This window comes from Flavitalea flava, from assembly GCF_054461575.1.
Map to the genome: position 1 here is coordinate 14,803 of NZ_JBTLQH010000042.1, position 21,642 is coordinate 36,444.

The 21,642-nt window shown below is 47.7% G+C and carries 19 protein-coding genes, 3 tRNA genes and 1 pseudogene; 17 read left to right on the plus strand and 6 right to left on the minus strand.

The genetic code is table 11. The annotated features are described in order from the left end of the window. On the plus strand, positions 1 to 954 hold the full coding sequence (locus ACX0G9_RS25545; RefSeq protein WP_459067809.1) for a nucleotidyl transferase AbiEii/AbiGii toxin family protein: 954 nt from the start codon (positions 1 to 3) through the stop codon (positions 952 to 954). A 94-nt stretch (positions 955 to 1,048) separates the two neighbouring features. Here the strand turns inward: ACX0G9_RS25545 and ACX0G9_RS25550 are convergent, their stop codons facing one another. The 3 genes from ACX0G9_RS25550 to ACX0G9_RS25560 all read right to left on the minus strand — a co-directional run bounded on the left by ACX0G9_RS25550 (position 1,049) and on the right by ACX0G9_RS25560 (position 2,825). Beyond that, positions 1,049 to 1,267 carry a hypothetical protein gene (locus tag ACX0G9_RS25550; protein ID WP_459067810.1) on the minus strand — a complete coding sequence of 73 codons (219 nt, stop codon included), beginning with the start codon at positions 1,265 to 1,267 and terminating at the stop codon, positions 1,049 to 1,051. Positions 1,268 to 1,505: 238 nt separating this feature from the next. After that, positions 1,506 to 1,589 (minus strand) — tRNA-Leu (locus ACX0G9_RS25555). A gap of 87 nt (positions 1,590 to 1,676) precedes the next feature. Beyond that, on the minus strand, positions 1,677 to 2,825 hold the full coding sequence (locus ACX0G9_RS25560; RefSeq protein WP_459067811.1) for a sensor histidine kinase: 1,149 nt from the start codon (positions 2,823 to 2,825) through the stop codon (positions 1,677 to 1,679). A gap of 78 nt (positions 2,826 to 2,903) precedes the next feature. Here ACX0G9_RS25560 and ACX0G9_RS25565 point away from each other — a divergent pair, with 78 nt between their 5' ends. The 4 genes from ACX0G9_RS25565 to ACX0G9_RS25580 all read left to right on the plus strand — a co-directional run bounded on the left by ACX0G9_RS25565 (position 2,904) and on the right by ACX0G9_RS25580 (position 4,569). Next, positions 2,904 to 3,929: a glycosyltransferase family 2 protein gene (locus ACX0G9_RS25565; protein ID WP_459067812.1), complete on the plus strand. Its 1,026-nt coding sequence runs from the start codon at positions 2,904 to 2,906 to the stop codon at positions 3,927 to 3,929. Positions 3,930 to 3,981: 52 nt separating this feature from the next. Then, positions 3,982 to 4,194, plus strand: a complete 213-nt coding sequence (locus ACX0G9_RS25570) for a hypothetical protein (RefSeq protein WP_459067813.1) — start codon at positions 3,982 to 3,984, stop codon at positions 4,192 to 4,194. 110 nt (positions 4,195 to 4,304) lie between these two features. After that, positions 4,305 to 4,377 (plus strand) — tRNA-Gly (locus ACX0G9_RS25575). A gap of 106 nt (positions 4,378 to 4,483) precedes the next feature. Then, positions 4,484 to 4,569, plus strand: a tRNA-Leu gene (locus ACX0G9_RS25580). 135 nt (positions 4,570 to 4,704) lie between these two features. Here ACX0G9_RS25580 and ACX0G9_RS25585 read toward each other — a convergent pair. Next, positions 4,705 to 5,049 carry a HigA family addiction module antitoxin gene (locus ACX0G9_RS25585; RefSeq protein WP_459067814.1) on the minus strand — a complete coding sequence of 115 codons (345 nt, stop codon included), beginning with the start codon at positions 5,047 to 5,049 and terminating at the stop codon, positions 4,705 to 4,707. 26 nt (positions 5,050 to 5,075) lie between these two features. Then, positions 5,076 to 5,270: pseudogene (locus ACX0G9_RS25590) on the minus strand (type II toxin-antitoxin system RelE/ParE family toxin); the annotation flags it as partial. A gap of 378 nt (positions 5,271 to 5,648) precedes the next feature. Here ACX0G9_RS25590 and ACX0G9_RS25595 point away from each other — a divergent pair. Further along, positions 5,649 to 6,725: an NHL repeat-containing protein gene (locus tag ACX0G9_RS25595; protein ID WP_459067815.1), complete on the plus strand. Its 1,077-nt coding sequence runs from the start codon at positions 5,649 to 5,651 to the stop codon at positions 6,723 to 6,725. 28 nt (positions 6,726 to 6,753) lie between these two features. Here ACX0G9_RS25595 and ACX0G9_RS25600 read toward each other — a convergent pair whose 3' ends face one another. Further along, entirely contained in the window at positions 6,754 to 6,978 is a 225-nt protein-coding gene (locus ACX0G9_RS25600) for a helix-turn-helix domain-containing protein (RefSeq protein WP_459067816.1), read from the minus strand. A 301-nt stretch (positions 6,979 to 7,279) separates the two neighbouring features. Between ACX0G9_RS25600 and ACX0G9_RS25605 the strand changes: the two genes are divergently transcribed. The 11 genes from ACX0G9_RS25605 (at position 7,280) to ACX0G9_RS25655 (ending at position 21,615) form a co-directional block, all read left to right on the plus strand. Beyond that, entirely contained in the window at positions 7,280 to 8,077 is a 798-nt protein-coding gene (locus tag ACX0G9_RS25605; protein ID WP_459067817.1) for a HipA family kinase, read from the plus strand. Beyond that, a complete protein-coding gene (locus tag ACX0G9_RS25610) occupies positions 8,055 to 8,438 on the plus strand; it encodes a DUF3037 domain-containing protein (RefSeq protein ID WP_459067818.1) in 384 nt (127 codons plus the stop codon). The genes ACX0G9_RS25605 and ACX0G9_RS25610 overlap by 23 nt, the downstream gene beginning before the upstream one ends. A gap of 29 nt (positions 8,439 to 8,467) precedes the next feature. Continuing rightward, on the plus strand, positions 8,468 to 9,688 hold the full coding sequence (locus ACX0G9_RS25615; protein WP_459067819.1) for a hypothetical protein: 1,221 nt from the start codon (positions 8,468 to 8,470) through the stop codon (positions 9,686 to 9,688). 130 nt (positions 9,689 to 9,818) lie between these two features. Then, positions 9,819 to 10,304, plus strand: a complete 486-nt coding sequence (locus tag ACX0G9_RS25620; RefSeq protein ID WP_459067820.1) for an acyl-CoA thioesterase — start codon at positions 9,819 to 9,821, stop codon at positions 10,302 to 10,304. 37 nt (positions 10,305 to 10,341) lie between these two features. After that, entirely contained in the window at positions 10,342 to 11,376 is a 1,035-nt protein-coding gene (locus tag ACX0G9_RS25625; RefSeq protein ID WP_459067821.1) for a LacI family DNA-binding transcriptional regulator, read from the plus strand. 101 nt (positions 11,377 to 11,477) lie between these two features. Continuing rightward, positions 11,478 to 14,087 (plus strand): GH116 family glycosyl hydrolase, encoded by a 2,610-nt coding sequence (locus ACX0G9_RS25630; RefSeq protein ID WP_459067822.1) that lies wholly within the window; start codon positions 11,478 to 11,480, stop codon positions 14,085 to 14,087. 20 nt (positions 14,088 to 14,107) lie between these two features. Continuing rightward, on the plus strand, positions 14,108 to 15,271 hold the full coding sequence (locus tag ACX0G9_RS25635; RefSeq protein ID WP_459067823.1) for a glycoside hydrolase family 172 protein: 1,164 nt from the start codon (positions 14,108 to 14,110) through the stop codon (positions 15,269 to 15,271). Between the two features lie 18 nt (positions 15,272 to 15,289). Continuing rightward, on the plus strand, positions 15,290 to 16,564 hold the full coding sequence (locus ACX0G9_RS25640; protein WP_459067824.1) for a DUF6786 family protein: 1,275 nt from the start codon (positions 15,290 to 15,292) through the stop codon (positions 16,562 to 16,564). 52 nt (positions 16,565 to 16,616) lie between these two features. Continuing rightward, positions 16,617 to 18,389 (plus strand): L-fucose isomerase, encoded by a 1,773-nt coding sequence (locus ACX0G9_RS25645; protein ID WP_459067825.1) that lies wholly within the window; start codon positions 16,617 to 16,619, stop codon positions 18,387 to 18,389. A gap of 31 nt (positions 18,390 to 18,420) precedes the next feature. Then, positions 18,421 to 19,785, plus strand: a complete 1,365-nt coding sequence (gene fucP / locus ACX0G9_RS25650; protein ID WP_459067826.1) for an L-fucose:H+ symporter permease — start codon at positions 18,421 to 18,423, stop codon at positions 19,783 to 19,785. Between the two features lie 66 nt (positions 19,786 to 19,851). Next, positions 19,852 to 21,615, plus strand: coding sequence for a hypothetical protein (locus ACX0G9_RS25655; RefSeq protein ID WP_459067827.1), 1,764 nt, complete (start codon positions 19,852 to 19,854; stop codon positions 21,613 to 21,615). Positions 21,616 to 21,642 lie beyond the last annotated feature (27 nt).

Below are 21,642 nucleotides of genomic sequence, written 5' to 3' on the forward strand. Positions count from 1 at the left end.
ATGAACACTATTTTACTCCACGAACACAACGAGTTCCCTGACCTGATAAGGATCGTTGCTGACAAACAGCTGTTAGATCCAGTAATTGTCGAAAAGGATTACTGGATGATGCATAACCTTTGGGGCTTGCAACAGCAGGGTTTTCAATTTGCCCTGAAAGGCGGAACATCCCTGTCTAAAGGCCCCCAAATTATTAACCGTTTTTCGGAGGATCTGGATCTGTTGATTGAGCCGCTGGCAGAAAGTGGAGTTACGGTTAACCAGACAAGCCTGAAGGAAAATGGAGTCAAGTCCCGCAAAGACTTTTACGACTGGTTGAAAGATAACCTGAAGATTCCCGGCATTATAGCTGTCGAACGTGATACAGAATTTGACGATGAAAGGTATTACCGCAGTGGCGGCATCCGCCTCCAATACCGAACCTATACTGGATCCCTTGAAGGGGTAAAGGACGGTATCTTGCTTGAAGCCGGTTTTAGTAAAGTGGCGCCCAACCAACCTATCACCATCAGTTCATGGCTGTATGATTTTGCCAAAGCAAATGCTAACATTGACTTAATCGATAACCGTGCAGTTGATGTGCCCTGCTACAACCCTGGCTACACTTTCGTGGAGAAGATACAGGCTATTATCAGAAACTTTCGCCAGGAAGGGGCCGGTGGCAAGAAGTCGAAAAATTATATGCGCCAGTATTACGATTTATATAGCCTGCTTGGAACTGTCCAGATACAGGCTTTTATAGGAATGCCGGAATACCTGCAGCACAAAGCTGACTGGATCAAAGGGGCCGATGCCGAAACACCCGTGAACACTCATCCTGCTTTTCTTTTAACGGAAGAGTTTATGAATGATTTTGAAGGTCGTTACAAAGCCACTACAGCATTATATTTCAGGGGACAACCACCATTTACGGAAGTTATCGCCCGTATCCAGCAATATCTTCCGAAACTTTAAATAATTTGATTTCCACAATTCCCCCAAAGTGGAAATTATAAACGGTCGGATCATAGAATTATATTGCAGTAACATGTCCGGTTCGTTCTTTGGGTTAGTAATTGACAATCCAAACTGAATAATCTTCCAGGAGTTGGTACTCTACAGATTTCTGATCAACCGCATTAAAATCACCCAATGGAAGTTCAAATCTCTTTCTGTCCGATATCCGGGTAAGATGTGCAAACAAAACATAATCTGCTTCTTCGCTGATCTCTTTAAGGGCTCTGTACCCAAAGCCTTTATTCCGCTGCGCGGAATAGGGCCTTCTCATTTGTTCGCTTATGAAAGCGGAGCTTTCACCGCTACCAAATAAGAAGGCCCTCCTGACTTCGTCAGGAAGGCCTTTGTGCGCGGGATGAGATTGCCTGCGGCGATCTCCTGGCGGGGGCGGCTACAACAAATGCCCTGCGCCTTCGGCGCTTTGGTTTTTGCATTCGTACACTCCGGCGAATACATTCGCCTCGTTCCCAAATGCAAAAACCCTCAGCTTTCGCTGAGGGCATTTGTTGTGCGCGGGATGAGATTCGAACTCACACGCCCTTTCGAGCGCTACCACCTCAAAGTAGTGCGTCTACCAATTTCGCCACCCACGCAATCCACTGCTCTTTTTGAGGAGGGTGCAAATGTAGGAGTTTTTGGGCAAATCTTACATCGATTTGCCGGGGCTTTTTTTGGGTTGTTTATTTCGGCAAGACGATCCGGAAGGTAGTTCCCTTTCCCGGTTCGGATTGTTTGACAGAGAGCTGCCCCTTATGATATTGTTCGATAATGCGTTTGGAAAGGCTGAGCCCAAGGCCCCAACCCCGTTTTTTTGTCGTAAAACCCGGTTTGAAGACTTTGGCCAGGTTTTTTGGGGCAATTCCCTTGCCGGTATCCGCCACATCGATCAGGATCTCTTTTTCCTGTTCCCGGATACTGACCACAATTTCCCCTTTTCCTTCCATGGCATCCAGGGCATTTTTCAGCAGGTTCTCGATGACCCAATCGAATAAAGGACTTGAAATGCGGGCAATGATCTTTTCCTGGTCCTTTGCCTGAAGGGTGATCTGTACCTTCCCGGTGGCTCTTTTCCGTATATATTCCACCATATTCCGGATTTGCCAGATAAGATCTTTTTCCTCCAGCTTGGGCGTACTTCCGATCTTTCCAAAACGATCGGAGACCAATTTGAGCCGGTCCACATCTTTCTGGATCTCCTGGACGGTTGCCGGATCGATTGCCGTCTCCTTTAACATCTCCACCCAGCCTTCCAGGGAGGAAACCGGAGTGCCCAATTGATGGGCGGTTTCCTTGGCCATACCCGCCCAAAGCTGATTCTGGGTGGCCTTATTGCGGATGGCAATGGAATAAAGGGTAAAAAAGATAAAAAGGGCTACTATTAATAATTGAGCAAGGGGATAATACCGGATTTCATCTAATAAAGTGGTATGCCCATAATAATAGCGGTTGGCTATATATGGAGTATCGCTGAGTTTGATTTCCAAAGGCTGGTTTTCCGATCTGAATTTTTTGAGCGTGCGGTAGAGATAGTTTTTGTCGGTTGAGGCTCTTGTTGAATCCAGGTTAATATAATCAATGATGCTGTCCTGCTCATTGGCCTCTATAATGGGTATGGTTTGCTGGCCATTCCGGATAAGATTAGGAAGGGTAAGATCTATTCCGGGATTGTTGAGGATAGATTTGCTGGCAGCTACCCATAAAGCCACTTTTTGCCGTTCATCCCGTGCAATCTGCTTGGCAAGATATTGGGAATAAAAGATAGTGCCGCTCACAATGATGATGGCCACTAAGGCTAACAAAGATCTCCAGTTAAGCAGGGATCGAATCATAGACCGAATTTATAAAAACCACCCCACTAAATCGCTATTCCCTTATTTTTGGGCATTATTTAAAAATCTATAGTCGAAGTGTCTTCATCAATTGCAATTGTTATACTCAACTGGAACGGCCGTAATTACCTGGAAAAGTTTCTTCCCTCTGTAATGGCAAGCACTTATGCCAATAAAGAAATAATCATAGCGGATAATGCTTCCAGCGATGACTCCATTAGTTTTCTCCGGGAACGTTATCCCGAACTGCGGCTGATCATCCTGGACAAGAACTATGGGTTTGCCGAAGGCTACAATCAGGCGCTCAAACAGATAACCAGCGATTATTATGTACTGCTGAACTCCGACGTGGAAGTGGAACCAGGCTGGATTGAACCGATCGTGGCACTGATGGACTCCGATCCGCTCATCGGTGCCTGCCAGCCCAAGATCCGTATGTATGCGGAAAGGGAGCTGTTTGAGTATGCCGGGGCTGCCGGCGGATGGCTGGATTATCTGGGTTATCCTTTCGCCAAAGGAAGGATTTTCGATGATTGTGAGCTGGATGAAGGGCAGTACGATGCCATTGAGCCAATATTCTGGGCCAGCGGAGCGGCGATGTTCGTGCGTGCGCACCTGTATCATCAACTTAAGGGGATGGATCCTTATTTCTTCGCCCACCAGGAAGAGATCGATATCTGTTGGCGTATACAACTGGCTGGTTATAAGGTATATACATGCCCGCCATCCGTTGTGTATCATGTTGGCGGCGGGACCCTGCCCAAAGGAAATGAGCGGAAGGTATTCCTGAATTTCCGCAACAATCTGATCATGATGGCCAAGAATCTGCCGGTTGGGCAATTATTCTGGAAAATCCCTTTCCGGTTCTTTTTGGATTCTGTTTCAGCCTGGAAATCCCTGTTTGCAGGACAGGGGATTTATTTTTTAGCCATTTTAGAGGCCCATCTGGCTTTTTTTAAGTGGGTGCTGATCAGAAGACATCAGAGCGTTTTCCCCGAAAAAAGAGGGGCAAAGCTGCATGGATGGCACAAGCGTAGCATTATCTGGCAATATTTCATCCTGGGAAAGAAAACTTTTAGGGAAATTGTGAAGACCAATCCTTGATTCTTTCAATCAAAGTCCTAAATTTGCCCAGTAATTAAGTAATTAAACAGTTATGGATCAACATCAAGAAGAGATAAAAGACCCCAAATTGAAAGACATCGCCTACAGCTGGGTGAATTCTTCCGTTTTCTTATTTTATTTGCAGGTGTTTTGTATAATTGCCCTGGTGATAGGCGGCAGCATTGGTCTGTATTCACATCGTTATAAGGGCAAGCCACAAGTGAACGTGCCAGCAAATACTTTGTATACTCCTCAATACAAGTAAAAAAAGTTTAAAAAATATTTTTCAGGAGTCATAGATTTCATACATTTGCACTCCCAATAAAGTTCTTTAAACTGTCAGGGTGAAAGATAGCTAACACTCTCAGTTATAATGCGGAAGTAGCTCAGTTGGTAGAGCGCAACCTTGCCAAGGTTGAGGTCGCGGGTTCGAGCCTCGTCTTCCGCTCAAAAGAATTCCATCCGCCTTTGGTAGATGGAATTTTTTGTTAAAGGACATTGGTCCTTAACTAAGGGGTATAGATCCCCGACTATCTTTGTGTTGAATGACACGCACCTGGGTGGCGGAACTGGTAGACGCGCTGGACTTAAAATCCAGTTGCCCGCAACGGCAGTACGGGTTCAACTCCCGTCCCGGGTACACACTTGAAACCCGCTCTCAGAGCGGGTTTTGTTGTTTTATGAATAATTTTAAACCTGTTTATTTTTAAGCGGCTTTTTTCTTTAAGTACAACATAGGTACAACATTTTGCCTTTCTTTTTTAATAGAACATGCTTAGGCATGACTGGTTGCAGGTCTTGCGGCCTTGCCTTTTAATATAACGGTTTCGGCGGGCGTGGTTTTGATGCGGCGGAAAAGTTTGATTTCTTTAACGAGTACTTTCTGTCCTGCATTCCACAAATCGTAATTGCGCTGCATGTTCATCCACAGTTCCGGCGTCGTATCAAAAGCCTTCGACAAGCGCAAAGCCATTTCCGCACTAATCCCCTGATGCTCGTTCAAAAGCAGGGATAGCGTCTTACGGGTAATCCCGAGATTATCCGCGGCCTCGCCATAATTCAGATCAAGCGGCTCCATGTACAGATTTTTCAATACACGACCCGGATGCGTTGGTTTCATTCCTCTTTTTAACATGTTGTCCTCCTTTAATGATAATCCATATAATCGACCAGATAGGCTTTCCCGTCCTCAAATTGAAAGATAATCCGCCAATTCGCCTTGACCGTTACCGACCAATACCCGACTAAATCACCTTTCAGAGGGTGTAGGGCAGAGCCGGGAAAGTTCATATCGCCCACTTTTTCAGCACCGTCGAGCAAGGTCAGAATATCTCTGATCTTTTCAACCTGATCGGGCGGTAGCTTGGAAGCATCGTTTTTTGCCCAAAGACGCTTTAGCCCTTAGTGACTGAATACTGACGATCATAGTACAAATATGACATGTTACGTAATAGGTTACAAGAGATAATTTCAGACTATCTGTTAAAGGTGGTCAGCAAAGGCGCAAACCTTGAATAGTAATTAAAAATGCCGTGAAAAGGAAAGGTGGCTAAATTCCTACCTGAGATATTCTAATTGAGTGGTTTTAGTTTGTTCATTTGGCAAGGGGAATAAAATCATGCCGTTAGGAAAGAGAATGCTACCGGTAGAAAAAATGACCTGTTCTCTTACAACGATAAGCTTGGATCTGTAGTCAATGCCACTACCAAATAAGCTATCATGAAATATAAAAACATTATCCCAGGCATCGTCCTTTTCGCGGTCGTAGCCACTACCTGCAGAAAAGGCAATTCCGGGGGCGATCAGGCTCCGCCACCGCCTGAAAAAAAAGTGATTGTCAGCACCTTTGCCGGTGACGGAACGGACGCTTACCTGGATGGTCCCTTATCATCTGCCAAATTCCACACGCCCGTTGATGTCGCTATTTCCGCCAGCGGCATACTCTATGTAGCGGATTATAACGGTCGCCGTATCCGGAAGATCACTGGCGGACAAGTGTCGGTACTGGCCGGTGATGGGAACTTCGGTACAAGGAACGGCGCGGGTGACACGGCCCAATTTGTGGACCCTTACCGAATCGAGGTGGATCCCGGCGGTAATGTATATGTCATGGATCAGGCAGACTCCCGTGTTCGCCGGATAACTCCCAATGGAGTAGTATCCACTTATGCTGGTAGCGAAGTATCCGGGTTTAAGGATGGAGATGTATCCGTTGCGTTGTTCAGGCAGGGCATGGGCGGTATTGCCATGGGCGAACAAGGATCAGTGTATATCGATGATACTAATAATGGTCGTATACGGAAGATCAGCGCTGCCGGACTGGTAAGTACTTTTGCCGGTAAGGAGACCAAGGGGTTTGTGGATGGGGATACATCCGTGGCAGAATTCCTAAACCCCAACGGGATCCTTTTTGACAAGCAAGGGAATATGTATATAGCGGATAATGGAAATTATTGTATCCGTAAAATGACCTCCGCGGGAATAGTATCCCGGTTTACCGGTGTGGGAACAGCTGGAATGGCCGATGGCGGCCCCGGCACAGCTCAATTTCATTATATCTACGATATGGTGATAGATAAAGATGGGAATCTCCTTCTAAGTGATGGAGACCGCATTCGTAAGGTAAGCCCTTCAGGTGAGGTGTCGACCATTGCAGGCAGTACTACGGGATATGCCGACGGAGACGGACCAGCGGCTCAATTCAATTATCCGGCCGGACTGGCGATAGATGTCGAAGGGGATCTTTATGTGGCAGATGCTATGAATAATAGGGTGAGGAAGATAAGTTTTAAGTAAAGAATTTTTAAGGCTGAAACGGCTATTTTTAAAAGGTTATCAATTGGGAGGGATCCACCTGCAGCGCCTCTGCCAGCGCCACAATAGTAGTCAACATGGGATTCACATTCCCTTTTTCAATTTCATGGATGTTGCCGAAGTTCATATCAGCGAGATCTGCGAATTGTCGCAGGCTCAAATTCTTCTGTTCCCGAAGATTCTTCAAATTAAGACCGAATTCTTTGATAATTTTTTCATCCTTTTCCTGATTCATTGGCGCAAGCTCAACGAATAGGGTGAAAATTTAGTACTGCTATAGCAGTACAATTGAACCATTTTTGCCATATATTTGGCTTTTAATAGGATACACAGGTATAGGCTTTGATTAGAGCATTTTTATTTCCAGGCAGTCTCCAGGCAATCTCCCGGAAACCACCCGACAATTTCCGGCAACCTCCCGGAAAGCTTCCGGCAATTTCCAGCCAATCTCCCATCACCTGATGATAATGAATGGAGATTCTTCGTAAAGGATATTTATCTATATTTTCGCGCTACATTTCCACGAAAACCGATATATGAGCGATAGTTCCTCTTCACTCAGGACAGTCAATGTGACCCGGTATGTCACGCCTTTACGCGAAGGCGGCTCTTTGCCGGCTATTGCCGAAGCGGATGACGGATTTCTGTATGTACTCAAATTCAGAGGCGCCGGCCAGGGGGTGAAAGCACTTATTGCCGAATTGATCGGCGGGGAGATTGCCCGGGTATTGGGGCTTAAAGTGCCGGAAATTGTTTTTGCCAATCTGGATACGGCATTTGGCCGGACAGAACCCGATGAGGAAATACAGGATTTGCTAAAGGCAAGTGTAGGGCTTAATCTGGCGCTTCATTATCTATCGGGGGCCATTACTTTCGATCCGGCCATTATGAATCTTGATGCACAACTGGCATCAAAGATAGTCTGGCTGGATTGCCTGCTGACCAATGTAGACCGAACACCCCGCAATACCAATATGCTGATCTGGAATAAAGAATTATGGCTGATCGATCATGGAGCGGCCTTATATTTTCATCATTCCTGGGACAATTGGGAGCAGCAGGCCAAACGCCCTTTTGTGCAGGTCAAAGATCATGTGCTGCTGACCCAGGCCACGCAACTGGAAACAGTCGATGCCGCCTTTCGTTCCCTGCTTACCGTTGAACGGATCTGTTCCATTGTTGGCCTGATCCCTGACGAATGGCTGACGGCCTGGTCGCCCGCAGAATCACCGGAAGCCATCCGACAGGTGTATGTGAATTTCCTGGAGTTAAGAATTGCCTCGTCAGAAATATTTGTAAATGAAGCACAAAATGCAAGAAAATCACTTATTTGAGTATGCCGTCATTCGCGTTGTGCCGAGGGTCGAACGGGAAGAATTTCTCAATGTCGGCGTGATTCTCTATTGCCAGAAACAGGGCTTTTTGCAAACCCTTTTTACTCTTGATGAAAAACGGCTTCATATTTTTTCGCCCTATCTTGATTTCGGGGAATTAAACGAATATCTCTGTGCCTTCGAGCAAATTTGCCGGGGCGGAAAAGAAGGCGGACCCATCGGTAAACTGGATATGGCATCACGTTTTCGCTGGCTAAGTGCCACCCGGAGTACCATTCTCCAAACTTCAAAAACCCATCCTGGTCTTACCCAAAATGCTGCCGAAACGCTTATCCGGCTCCATTCATTATTAGTTTTGTAACGAATCCTAAAACCCCAAGCCTCTACGCCATGCCAAGCCCCTACGTCATGAACCCTTACGCCTTTAAAAAAATTTTCAAACAACCACTTTATTTTTTCAAACAACAACTGGTCTCCCTGATCTCAGGAGTGATCACCGGAGAACGAGTAGTATTTCTCACCTTTTTACTGATCCAAGTTTCAGACCTGAGCGCCCAGCGATCTTTACCAAAAAAGGGATCGGTGGTAAGGCCGGTTACTGTTAGTCCTTACCCTTACGCCGATGGCAGACCGATACCAAAATTCAGACTGGATGCCAGGGATCAGGGAATCGTATTGTCACATGGTACTGGTCCGGACAGTTGTGATTATCTTGGGGCAAGGGATATCTGGGTCTTTGAAGATAAAGGGACCTATTATATGCATTATGATGGTGCTGGTCCCAAAGGCTGGCTGGCATGCCTGGCAATCAGTAAGGATCTTGTACACTGGCAAACAAAAGGGCCCGTTCTGGATTATGGGAAGCCCGGCAGCGAGGATTTCCGCTCCGCTTCTTATGGATCTACTTATTTTGATGGGAGTAAATGGCATATGTATTATATGGGAACCCCGAATGTTACAGATGCCCCTTATTTTGTTCCCGGATTCCCCTATTTAACGAGGAAGGCAGAAAGCAACTCACCCCTGGGTCCCTGGAAGAAACGGTATGATATCATTCCCTTTCAACCCCATCCGGGATCTTATTTTTCCGGCGCAGCAAGCCCTGGAAGTATTATCCGAATAGAAAAGGAATACCGGATGTTATTTTCTGCTTCCGGGGATTCGCCTACCAGACGCACGTTGAGTTATGCCCGGACCCGCAACCTGGACAGCACCTGGGTTCCGGATGAGAAACCGCTCTTTCCGGTAGAAGAACAAGTGGAAAATTCTTCCGTCTATTATGAACCCTACAATAAAACCTGGTTCGTATTTACCAATCATGTCGGCCTTCGTGACAAACTGGAATACACGGACGCCATATGGGTATATTGGACGCAGGATCCGGATCATTGGGATCCTGAAAATAAAGCGATCGTCCTGGACCCCACCAACTGCAGCTGGAGCAAACATATTATCGGTCTGCCTTCAGTGATAAAGACCGGCAACCGGCTGGCGATATTCTATGATGGAAACCGGGAACCTGAAATGCCCCGTGGTGTTCGCAGTCACATGCGTAGGGATGTCGGTTTGGCCTGGCTGGAATTACCCCTGCATTTACCGGTTAAAGAGTAGGGATTCCGGAAAGAAGTTGTTTATCGGAGCCTCCGGAGAAATTAATTTTTTAAATTAGACCGATCGGTTTATTTTTGTGCCGGCAGCTAAACTATGTGCAGCTAAAGCGACAAATACCAAACCAATAATTATGGAAAAAGAACTGAACCTCACGCCCTCCTCCTTCGATAAGATCCGTTTTTATGATTGTGATCCCTTCGGGCATTTGAATAACTCCCGCTATCTGGATTATATCATTAATGCCCGGGAAAATCACCTGACCGATGAATACGATCTGAACCTGAATGATTTTTATAAAAAAGGATTAGCCTGGGTGGTAGCCAGTCACGAGATCGTTTATCTGAAACCTGCCCGGTTTAATGAAAAGGTTTGTATCCAGACTTCCTTATTGTCCTTAAATGAACACTCGGTGATGGTAGAAGGGATTATGTTCGATGAACGGAAGACCATTATTAAGACGGTTCTGTGGACCAAACTCACGCATGTCGATCTGACTACCGGTAAAAAACGGGAGCATCCCCCGGAATTCATGGATTTTGCCAAAAAAGTCCTTAACCTGTCCATCGATGGGGAAGGTGGGTTGACAAAGAGGGTTCAGCGCTTACTGGAAAAGTAAATTTGGTTGTTTAAACGTTTAAGCAGAACTTGGCGGAATGGAAAAAAAGGTTTCCATTAAGGATATTGCGCGTCATGTAGGTGTTTCCACCGCACTGATATCCTATGTGCTGAACAATAAAGACGGAAGGGTCAGTCCGGAGATGGCCGAAAAAATCCGTAAAGCAGCCATCGAGCTGAACTATAAGCCCAATCTGATCGCCAAAAGCCTGAAGAGCGGCAAAACGAATACCCTAGGTTTGATCGTAGCCGATATATCCAACCCCTTTTTTTCGAATATTGCCCGCATCATAGAAGATGAAGCCAAGAAATTTGGCTATACGGTGATATTTGGTAGTAGCGACGAAAGCGTAGAAAAATCCCACGACCTGATTGAGGCTCTGTTGAACCGGCAGGTGGATGCATTGATCATTGCGCCTGCCGAGTTCACAGAACAACAGATCAGAGATCTTCAAAAAAGGGATGTTCCCTTTGTACTGATCGATCGTTATTTCCCTGATATCGAATCCAACTGTGTACGCATAAATAATTTCCAGGCATCCTATAACGCCGTTGACCACCTGATTAAGATGGGCAGCCGGCGTATTGTTATGATGACCTATAACACGGGGATGCAGCATATCGGAGAGCGGAAAAGGGGTTATCTGGAAGCCTTGAAGGACAACAATATCTCTTTCCAGGAAGAATGGCTTCCCCTGGCGTCCTATCATCACCTGGAACAGGATGTTGAAAAGATCATGAAGAATCTTCTTTTGCCCATACCCAAGGTAGACGCGTTTTTCTTTGCTACCAACTCCCTGGCCGTACAGGGTCTGAAACAAATCAACAAACTGGGCGTAAAAGTACCGGATGATCTGGCTATCATCAGTTTTGACGAGAGCGATGTCTTCGACTTCTTTTATTCCCCCGTTACTATCGTTCGTCAGTCGCTGCAGGACATCGGCAGAGAGGCCGTGAAGCTGGTCATGGAAAATATCAGTCAAAAGACGCGTAAACATTCCCAGGTAGTGGTGGATGCGACGCTGATGATACGCGAAAGCTGCGGCAGCGCAAAAGAACAGGTCACGGTTTAGAAAACCCTTTTTTTTCACAGTAAGTTAAACGATTAACATGCTATAGTATTCCTCACCTGCCAAAAATTACCTTACAACACACCTACCAAACACGAAGGCTTATGAAACCTAGCATTGCTTGCCGACTGTTATTAGTAACTGTCACAACCCTCTTTCATTTAATTTCTCCGGCCCAGCAGCCAAAGAATGCTGCAGGGGCCGCTGTCATCTCATCTTCCGTGACCAAAGCTGCAGGTCATGTCTATAACGGCCCTTACCGTGGCGACTACCTGAAAAGGGTAGCCTTTCCGATCGGTGGAATTGGCGCCGGTATGTTCACGTTAGAAGGAACGGGCGCCATCTCGCATCTGTCCGTTCGTCATGCTCCGGAAATGTTCAATGAGCCGACCATGTTTGCGGCCATCCTGGTGAAAGGGGTTCCGAACGGAGCCAAAGTGCTGGAAGGACCTGTGCCCGAATGGAAAAAATTCGGGATGAAAGAATCCGGTCTTGGTGCGCCCGGTGCAACCTGGGGGCTTTCCCGTTTCCGGGAAGCCGAATTTTTGGCGAGGTTTCCTTTCGGCGAGATCACCCTCAAAGACAAGGAATTGCCACTGGAAGTGCATATGACCGGTTGGAGCCCGTTCATCCCTACCGATGCGGATAACTCCAGTTTGCCCGTTGGTGCCATCGAATACCGGTTTAAAAATACCGGTACCAAAACAAGAGAATTCATTTTTTCCTATAACAGCCGTAATATAATGGAAGTCCCGAGTCCGGACGGAGCGACCCACATTCCTACCCATATCAAAGGGATCCGCAACGGGTTTGTGCTTTCCCAGGACGGCACAACCGCAGCTCCCGAAAAGGCCGGGGATTTTGCCATCTTTACCAATGACCCTGCTACGGTTGTCGATCATTGCTGGTTCCGGGGAGGATGGTGGGATGCGCTGACGGTCGCCTGGAATAATGTGGCTAATGGGGTGATCGATCCGGTAGCTCCGGTAGAAAAAGATGCGCCCGGCGCTTCCTTATATGTTCCCTTCACCTTGAAGCCGGGAGAAGAAAAAAAGATCAGCCTCCTGATGACCTGGTATGTGCCCGATACCAAATTGCGGGAAGGGGAAGAACCAACGGAAAAAAAGGATAGCACGGTCCGTGATGCGTCCGTGGATCTGCCTTCCCGGTATTACAAACCCTGGTACAGCAGTAAATTTCCCAATATCGAAGCCATCTCCAATTACTGGACGGAACATTACCAGGATCTGCGTAATCAGTCCTCTCTTTTCCGGGATGCATTTTACAAAAGCACCTTACCTGCAGAGGTAACCGAAGCAGTGGCAGCCAACCTGACCATCCTGAAATCCACCACGGTCATGCGTCAGTACGACGGACGTTTCTGGGCCTGGGAAGGGAGCGGTGATACCTGGGGAAGCTGTCACGGTTCCTGTACCCATGTCTGGAATTATGCACAGGCGGTCTGTCATCTTTTTCCCGCCCTGGAAAGAAGTCTCCGGGAAACGGAATTCGGGGAAAGCCAGAATGCCGACGGCCATCAGACCTTTCGTTCTTCCTTACCCATCCGGCCGGTGGCCCATACTTTTCATGCGGCTTCCGATGGCCAGTTGGGCGGCATCATGAAAGTCTACAGGGATTGGCGGATCAGCGGCGATAATGCCTGGCTCCGTAAAATGTATCCAAAAGTAAAAGCCAGTCTGGATTATGGGATCCGGACCTGGGATCCCCGTCATGACGGAGCGATAGAGGAACCCCATCATAATACCTATGATATTGAATTCTGGGGTGCAAATGGTATGACCACCAGTTTCTACCTGGGAGCCCTGAGCGCAATCAGTAAAATGGGAATTGCCCTGGGAGAAGACGTTGGTTTTTACCAGGAATTATATACAAAAGGCCGTAAATTCATGGAGCATGATCTGTATAACGGTGAATATTTTGTGCAGCAGATCCAATGGAAGGGTTTAAATGCATCGGATCCTGTAGAAGTATCGAAAAAATCTTTCGGAGGAAATTATTCCAGGGAGGCCATTCAGTTATTACAAAAGGAAGGACCAAAATATCAATATGGAGCGGGCTGTCTATCCGATGGCGTACTCGGATCCTGGATAGCCAGGGCCTGCGGTTTGGAAGAACCCCTGGACGAACAGAAAACCAGAAGTCATTTGCTTTCGGTGTATAAATACAACCTCAAGACAGATCTGACCGATCATAACAATCCGCAGCGGCCGGCCTATGCTATCGGTCACGAGGGTGGGCTTTTATTATGCTCCTGGCCCAAAGGCGGTAAACTTTCTATACCTTTTGTATACAGCGATGAAGTTTGGACGGGGATCGAATACCAGGTGGCCTCGCACCTGATCTTCCTGGGTAGGGTGAAAGAAGGATTGGAGGTTGTCCGTACCTGCCGCAACCGTTATGATGGGCGGGTCCGGAACCCATTTGACGAATATGAATGCGGGCATTGGTATGCCAGGGCGATGTCCAGTTATGCCTTACTGGAAGGTCTGACAGGGGTGCGTTATGATGCCGTGGAAAAGACCTTGTACGTGGATTCCAAAATTGGTGATTTCACCAGTTTTCTATCGACGGACACCGGTTTTGGAAATGTGGAATACCGCCATGGAAAAACAACCGTAAAAACCGTTTATGGAAAAATAGATATCCAAAAAACCGTGATCGGTAAATCCCTTAATACAAGTAAAACAAACTAAAGTATCTTAAAGCAACCATTATGAAAAAAACGATCTTACTGGCCTGTTTATTTTTGGCTGGCCGCCTGATGGCTCAACAGCCTTCAAAATTCAATGGATTGGATGTCAACCTGGGTAATCTGTACCGTCTTTCCGATGCCAAGACCCGTTCGATAAGCCCCGAGAACTTCAACGGAGCCAAAGGAGAAGGAGGAAAGGCAACTACAGGCACAGGCTCCGGACCTGCCAGGGATCTGGGACAGGGTTGGAAACTCAGCCCCAGCGTCGTCATTAAATCCAGAACTACTTATACGGTGGCCGAGATCAATGGCTCCGGTTCGGTTCAGCATATCTGGATGACGCCAACCGGGAATTGGCGTTTCTCCATTCTCCGTTTTTATTGGGATGATGAAACGACTCCTTCCGTGGAAGTACCGGTCGGTGATTTTTTTGGAATGGGCTGGGGACAATATTCGCCCCTGCATTCCCTGCCGGTTTGTGTAAATCCCGGCAGTGCCTTCAACTGTTACTGGCCGATGCCCTTCCGGAAAAAATGCCGGATCACGTTGGAGAATATCGATGACAAGGATATGGTCCTCTATTACCAGGTAGATTATATTCAAACCGAAGTACCCGCAGATGCGGCTTATTTTCACGCGCAGTTCCACCGGACAAATCCGCTGCCCTATAAAGAAAATTATGTGCTGGTGGACAGTATCAAAGGCAAGGGGCAGTATGTAGGAACCTATATAGCCTGGGGTGTGCATAATAACGGCTGGTGGGGTGAAGGCGAGATCAAGTTCTTTATGGACGGAGATACCGATTATCCGACGATTTGCGGTACAGGCACCGAGGATTATTTCTGCGGTTCCTATGATTTCGATACGCAAAAGAAAAATGCAGCGGGTGTGACCGAATCGAATTATACCGAGTTCTGTACGCCGTATACCGGTCTGCACCAGGTGATCAAAGGTGACGGGCATTATAATGTATCCCAGCGTTTTGGTTTATACCGCTGGCATATTACCGATCCGATCCGTTTTGAAAAAAATCTGAAAGTGACTATACAGGCGCTGGGATGGAGAGACGGAGGACGTTATCTTCCATTACAGGATGATATCGCCTCTACGGTATTCTGGTACCAGACCGAGCCGCACAGCCCATTTCGCAAACTGGCTTCGAAAGATGCATTGGAAGTGAATTAAACCATTAAAAATTAAATCATGACCGGGAGTAAAAACCAACTATTAAAAATCACCTTAATCAGCACTATGTTAGCCGGAGCTTGTAACAACCAGCCTGCCCAGGTGCAGGCCGATGCCCCAGTAGCGTATACGCAGGGGACATTTGGATACGATCTCGATTTCCTGAAACAGCACGACAGTGTGATCGTTCTGCGGAGCGATGAAGGAAAAGCAAAAGTGATCGTCTCTGCCAAATACCAGGGGAAGGTGTTTACTTCCACGGCGGAAGGTAATTCGGGACAGAGTTTTGGATGGATCCACTATAAGGCATTTGCTGCCGCGGTGGATTCCCATATGAATGCCTATGGTGGGGAAAACCGGCTCTGGCTGGGGCCTGAAGGTGGCAAATTCTCCTTGTTCTTTGATAAAGACGCGAAGATGTCCTTTCAAAACTGGAGGACCCCGGCTGCATTTGATACCGAGCCCTGGAAGATCACCCGGCAGGATAGCGGTTCGGTCAGTATGGAAAAGGATATGAAGCTGGTGAATTATGCCGGCACTCTTTTGTCCCTGACCATCGGCAGAAATGTAGCTATTCTCGACAGACAGGCGATCAACAGCCTGCTGAACCTGACCGGAGATACGGCAGTTAAGGCCGTAGGTTACCAGACCGTCAATACCCTTACCAATACCGGCGGGCAGGAATGGACGGAAAAGACTGGCATGCCCTGTATCTGGATGTTGGACATGTTCAATCCTTCTCCTGCAACGGTGATCGTCGTCCCTTATAAAGAAAAGGCAACGGATAAAACCGGCAGGACGGACAAAACAGCTAAGGCGGACAAAGTAGCCACCACGGATTATTTCGGAGAGATCCCGGCAGACAGGATCAAATATGATCAGGGCGTCCTCCTGTTCAGGGCCGATGGAAAAAGCCGGGGCAAACTTGGGCTTAATCCAACGAGGGCAAAAAATATAGCAGGGAGTTATGATGCCTTGCATAAGGTACTTACCTTAACCTTGTTTGATGTAGATTCGACAGGTAAATATCTCAACCAGGAATGGAACACGGTAAAACCCTCCTTTAGCGGTGATGCCGTTAATGCCTACAATGACGGCGCCTTGGCCGATGGCAGCCAGATGGGACCCTTTTATGAAATAGAGAGTGTTTCTCCTGCAGCCTTTTTGCAGCCCGGGCATTCCCTTATCCATAAACATGCGGTATTCCATTTTACCGGTGATGAAGCGGCATTAGATCGGATCAGCACACAATTGTTAGGCGTGTCTTTGGCAATTATCAAAAAAGCCTTTTAAACAAAAGCATAAACCCTTAACATTTACATATTCTTTTTTTAATTATTTTTTCATGAACGGAACAACAAATTATCCTAAGATCGGAATCCGGCCAATCATCGATGGCAGGCTGGGTGGTGTAAGAGAATCTTTAGAAGAAACGACGATGACCATGGCCCGCAACGTAGCGGCCCTCTACGAAAAGGAATTACGCTACCCGGATGGTACGCCTGTACAATGTGTGATCGCAGATAGCTGTATCGGAGGCATACAGGAAGCGGCTGCCTGCGCCCGGAAATTCGAGACCTCCGGAGTGGGGCTGTCTCTTTCCGTAACTCCCTGCTGGTGTTATGGCAGTGAAACGATGGATATGAATCCTTCGATCCCGAAGGCCATCTGGGGTTTCAATGGTACGGAACGCCCGGGAGCGGTTTATCTGGCAGCAACGCTTGCCGCCCATAACCAGATGGGATTGCCTGCTTTCGGTATTTACGGCAGAGATGTACAGGATCTGGGGGATGAAGTGATACCGGCCGATGTACGCGAAAGACTGCTTTCCTTTGGCAGGGCGGGAGTATCCGTGGCGATCATGCGCGGTCGTGCTTACCTGGCTATCGGCAGCGTCTCCATGGGTATCGCCGGTTCCATCGTGGTTCCGGATCTTTTCCGCGAATACCTGGGAATGCGTAACGAATATGTGGATTCCTCCGAAGTATTACGACGCATCCAGAAAAAGATCTATGACGAGCAGGAATATACCAGGGCCCTTGCCTGGACAAAAGAAAATTGTAAGGAGGGCGAAGATTATAATCCCGCAGCCAAACAGTTTCCCCGCGAGCAGAAAGATAAGGATTGGGAGTTTGTCGTCAAGATGACCCTGATCATCCGCGATCTGATGACGGGCAATCCCAAGTTGAAAGAAATTGGATATGGAGAAGAAGCACAGGGACATCATGCCCTGGTTTCCGGTTTTCAGGGCCAGCGGCAATGGACGGATTTTTTACCGAACGGTGATTTTCCCGAAGCCATCCTGAACTCCTCCTTCGATTGGAACGGGATCCGGGCTCCCTATATGGTAGCCACGGAAAATGATGCCCTCAACGGTCTGTCCATGTTATTCGGTTACCTGCTGACCAGCACGGCGCAGATCTTTGCAGATGTACGTACGTACTGGAGCACGGATGCAGTAAAAAGAGTAACGGGATGGAAACCCGAAGGGCTTGCCGCCCGCGGTTTCATTCACCTGATCAACTCCGGTTCGGCTACCCTCGATGGGAGCGGACAACAGGAAAAAGAGGGCAAGCCTGCCATGAAACCTTTCTGGGAGATCAGTAAAAAAGAAGCAAAGGCATGTCTTGACGCTACGACCTGGTATCCTGCCAACAACGGTTATTTCCGGGGCGGAGGTTATTCTTCCAAATTCGTTACCAAAGGAGGCATGCCGGTTACCATGTGCCGTCTGAACCTGGTAAGAGGGATCGGGCCCGTGCTGCAGATCGCCGAAGGATTTACGATCGATCTTCCTGCGGAAGTACATAAAACCCTGGATGAAAGAACGGACAGAACCTGGCCGACTACCTGGTTCGTTCCCAAATTGAATGACAAACCTGCCTTCAGGGACGTGTATTCGGTAATGGCCAATTGGGGCGCCAATCATGGCGCTATCAGTTACGGACATATCGGCCACGAATTAATCACCCTGGCTTCCATGCTTCGGATACCTGTTTCTATGCATAATGTCGAAGAAGAACGTATCTTCCGTCCTTCGGCATGGAGCGCTTTTGGAACCGATCCTGAAGGACAGGATTACCGGGCCTGCGCTACGTACGGACCCTTGTATAAATAAGACGATTGCCACACCATTTAAAAAAACCAGTATGAACGCGAGCAAACAAGACAAACCCCTTTCCCTTTTAAAATCTACGGACGGAACCAGCTATAGGTTGCCGTTCGTGATGATCAGCAGCCTTTTTCTCCTCTGGGGATTTGCCCATGGGTTGCTGGATGTTCTGGATAAACATTTTCAAAACACCCTGCACATATCCAAGGCGGAGTCAGGATTTGTACAATTCTCCCTTTATATTGGCTACCTGGTGATGGCGGTGCCTGCCGGGCTTTTCATGAAACGGTACGGCTATAAGAACGGGATTATTCTGGGGCTTGGTCTTTTTGCCCTCGGAGCGTTCCTGTTCTATCCTGCAGCCAGCTTCGGGGCCTTCATCCCCTTTCTGATGGCCTTGTTTATCATCGCCTGCGGTCTGTCCTGTCTGGAAACGGCGGCCAATCCTTATTCCACATTGCTGGGTCCTAAGGAATATGCAGCCCGGAGGATCAATATCTCCCAGTCCTTTAACGGATTGGGCTGGATCCTGGGTCCGCTGATGGGCGGTTTGTTTATATTCGGCGCCACACAAAAGGGAGAGACTGATAAATTCGAATCGCTGCTCACTCCCTATCTCTGGATCGGCAGTATCGTGGTTGTAGTAGCCATCGTATTCGCCTTTGTTAAATTGCCGTCCATTAAAGAAGATAATGCGGAAGGAATCGCGGAGAATGCTTCCTTTAAAGAATTATTCAAACACCCCGGTTTTATCCTGGCCGTGGTGGCGCAATTTCTTTATGTGGCCGCACAGACCGGGTACAATTCCTTTTTTATCAATTATGTAACCGAAACGATGACCACCGTACAAAGCGCGGTGGCCGGTTTTATGCAGCATATGGGACGTTTTGGCGAGATCTTTATGCCCAAGAACCCGGAACAGGCAGCTTCGCTGATCTTGGCCCTGGGTGGTATGGGTCTTTTCTGGATCGGTCGTTTGTCAGGAGCCTATTTCCTGAAATTCGTCAAACCTGGCAAGTTGCTGGCCATCTATGCGGTCATCAATGTTTTCCTGACCGGTCTTGTGATCATGGAATGGGGCTGGACCAGTGTGATCGCGTTGTTCTCCACCTATTTTTTCATGTCCATCATGTTCCCTACCATTTTTGCGCTTGGTCTGAGAGGTCTGGGGCCATTGACAAAAAAAGCCGCTTCGTTTCTGGTAATGGCGGTGGCAGGAGGAGCATTCTGTCCGCCAATCATGGGTGCCATTGCGGATCATTACGGCATGCCGGTGGCCTTTATCATTCCTTTTTTCTGTTTTGCCTTTATTGCCTTTTATGCGATCAACATGAACAAAAAAAATGCGTTAAGCCCGTCAGGACAGCAGGAAAATGACAACACGCCGATCATCGCGCATTAATCTGATATGTATAAGAATGGTATTACCGGATATTTTATTATATTCGGTAATACCATTTCCTTTTTTATGAAAAGATCATTCCTGCTCACGGGCCTGTTGTCCGCACTAAGCATTTTATCCGTATTGTCCAGTCATGCCCAAACCTTCCGGGTATCCATTTCCAATGCGTTGGGCCAACCGGCTCTCGACGGACGCCTTCTTTTATTGTTTTCGGATATGGAAGGGACCGAACCCCGGTTCCAGATAAATGATGAAGCGACAACCCAGCTGGTTTTTGGTATAGATGTGGACAATTGGCAACCGGGAATTTCGGAATTGATGGACATGCATGCCTTTGGTTATCCGATCGAACGGCTAAAGGATATCCCGGCCGGTGATTATACCGTACAGGTACTCCTGCATAAATATGAGACCTTCCATCTGAAAACCGGTGCTACGGTCAAACTACCGATGGACAGGGGAGAAGGCCAGCATTGGAATACCGCTCCCGGCAATATTTATTCCAGGCCTGTCAGGATCCATTTCGATCCTGCTGTTTCTAAAGAGATAAGCCTTACGATCGATCAGGTCATTCCTCCCATCCCGGAGCCTGCAGATACGCGGTATATTAAACATATCCGGATACAGAGCAAAATGCTGACCGAATTCTGGGGCAGACCTATGTTTATCGGGGCGCATATCCTTTTGCCGGAAGGCTTTGAGCAGCATCCTGCCGTCAAATATCCCCTAGCTATAATGCATGGTCATTTTCCTGCCGATTTCGGCGGGTTCAGTATGACAGCCCCACCCCCCGACCCCCTAAAGGGGGAGAGCCTAAAGGGGGAGGACCTAAAGCCTGAATATAATTCACGATTTAAAATCTACGGCTATAACAGGATCGTTGAGCAGGAGGCCTATGATTTCTACAAACAATGGACAGGCCCTGGCTTCCCCCGGGTATTGGCCATAGAAATAGAACATGCCAATCCCTATTATGACGATTCATATGCCGTCAATTCCGAGAACCTGGGTCCTTATGGCGATGCCATTACCTATGAACTGATTCCCGAGATCGAAAGACGTTTCCGGGGTATCGGTCAGGGATGGGCGCGGTTCACCTATGGCGGCTCCACCGGGGGATGGGAAGCGCTGGCCGTTCAGGTATTTTACCCTGACCAGTATAATGGCTGTTATGCCGCCTGCCCGGACCCGATCGATTTTCATCACTACATGACCGTCGATATTTATAATGATAAGAATGCCTATTATGCCGGCAACGAGAACAGTTTCAAAAAAACCTTCCGTCCTGCCCACCGCGATTATCTGGGTCATGTGGGTACAACGGTAAAAGAAACCAACCAGCGGGAACTGGCTCTTGGCACCCGCAGCCGCAGCGGAGATCAGTTCGATATCTGGGAAGCCGTGTATTCACCCGCTGGCCCGGATGGATATCCCAAACGGATCTTCGATAAATATACCGGTGCTATCGATTCTTCCGTTGCCGCTTATTGGAAAGAACATTTTGATCTCACCCATATCATACAACGTGACTGGCCCAAGATCGGGGAATTACTCAAGGGAAAGATCCATATCTATGTTGGAGATATGGATAGTTATTACCTGAACAATGCCGTGTATTCCGCCGAAGACATGCTCAAACAATTAAAAGCACCTTCCTGCGCCTGCCAGGTCGATTATGGCGACCGCGCCGAACATTGCTGGAACGGAGACCATACAGAACCGAATTATATCAGCCGTCTCCGTTATCACCAGATGTATATAAAGAAATGGGCGGAGGAAGTGAAGACCCGTTCCCCCAAAGGGGCCGATCTGAAGGCCTGGCGTTATTAAAATTACACCCGGGGCAATCTGAGCCAA

Excerpts from the sequence above, each read along its gene's own strand:
- ACX0G9_RS25545 (WP_459067809.1), top strand. The coding sequence starts at position 1 with ATGAACACTATTTTACTCCACGAACACAACGAGTTCCCTGACCTGATA.
- ACX0G9_RS25550 (WP_459067810.1), bottom strand. The coding sequence starts at position 1,267 with ATGAGAAGGCCCTATTCCGCGCAGCGGAATAAAGGCTTTGGGTACAGA.
- ACX0G9_RS25560 (WP_459067811.1), bottom strand. The coding sequence starts at position 2,825 with ATGATTCGATCCCTGCTTAACTGGAGATCTTTGTTAGCCTTAGTGGCC.
- ACX0G9_RS25570 (WP_459067813.1), top strand. The coding sequence starts at position 3,982 with ATGGATCAACATCAAGAAGAGATAAAAGACCCCAAATTGAAAGACATC.
- ACX0G9_RS25585 (WP_459067814.1), bottom strand. The coding sequence starts at position 5,049 with ATGAAACCAACGCATCCGGGTCGTGTATTGAAAAATCTGTACATGGAG.
- ACX0G9_RS25595 (WP_459067815.1), top strand. The coding sequence starts at position 5,649 with ATGAAATATAAAAACATTATCCCAGGCATCGTCCTTTTCGCGGTCGTA.
- ACX0G9_RS25600 (WP_459067816.1), bottom strand. The coding sequence starts at position 6,978 with ATGAATCAGGAAAAGGATGAAAAAATTATCAAAGAATTCGGTCTTAAT.
- ACX0G9_RS25605 (WP_459067817.1), top strand. The coding sequence starts at position 7,280 with ATGAGCGATAGTTCCTCTTCACTCAGGACAGTCAATGTGACCCGGTAT.
- ACX0G9_RS25610 (WP_459067818.1), top strand. The coding sequence starts at position 8,055 with ATGCAAGAAAATCACTTATTTGAGTATGCCGTCATTCGCGTTGTGCCG.
- ACX0G9_RS25615 (WP_459067819.1), top strand. The coding sequence starts at position 8,468 with ATGCCAAGCCCCTACGTCATGAACCCTTACGCCTTTAAAAAAATTTTC.
- ACX0G9_RS25620 (WP_459067820.1), top strand. The coding sequence starts at position 9,819 with ATGGAAAAAGAACTGAACCTCACGCCCTCCTCCTTCGATAAGATCCGT.
- ACX0G9_RS25625 (WP_459067821.1), top strand. The coding sequence starts at position 10,342 with ATGGAAAAAAAGGTTTCCATTAAGGATATTGCGCGTCATGTAGGTGTT.
- ACX0G9_RS25630 (WP_459067822.1), top strand. The coding sequence starts at position 11,478 with ATGAAACCTAGCATTGCTTGCCGACTGTTATTAGTAACTGTCACAACC.
- ACX0G9_RS25635 (WP_459067823.1), top strand. The coding sequence starts at position 14,108 with ATGAAAAAAACGATCTTACTGGCCTGTTTATTTTTGGCTGGCCGCCTG.
- ACX0G9_RS25640 (WP_459067824.1), top strand. The coding sequence starts at position 15,290 with ATGACCGGGAGTAAAAACCAACTATTAAAAATCACCTTAATCAGCACT.
- ACX0G9_RS25645 (WP_459067825.1), top strand. The coding sequence starts at position 16,617 with ATGAACGGAACAACAAATTATCCTAAGATCGGAATCCGGCCAATCATC.
- fucP (WP_459067826.1), top strand. The coding sequence starts at position 18,421 with ATGAACGCGAGCAAACAAGACAAACCCCTTTCCCTTTTAAAATCTACG.
- ACX0G9_RS25655 (WP_459067827.1), top strand. The coding sequence starts at position 19,852 with ATGAAAAGATCATTCCTGCTCACGGGCCTGTTGTCCGCACTAAGCATT.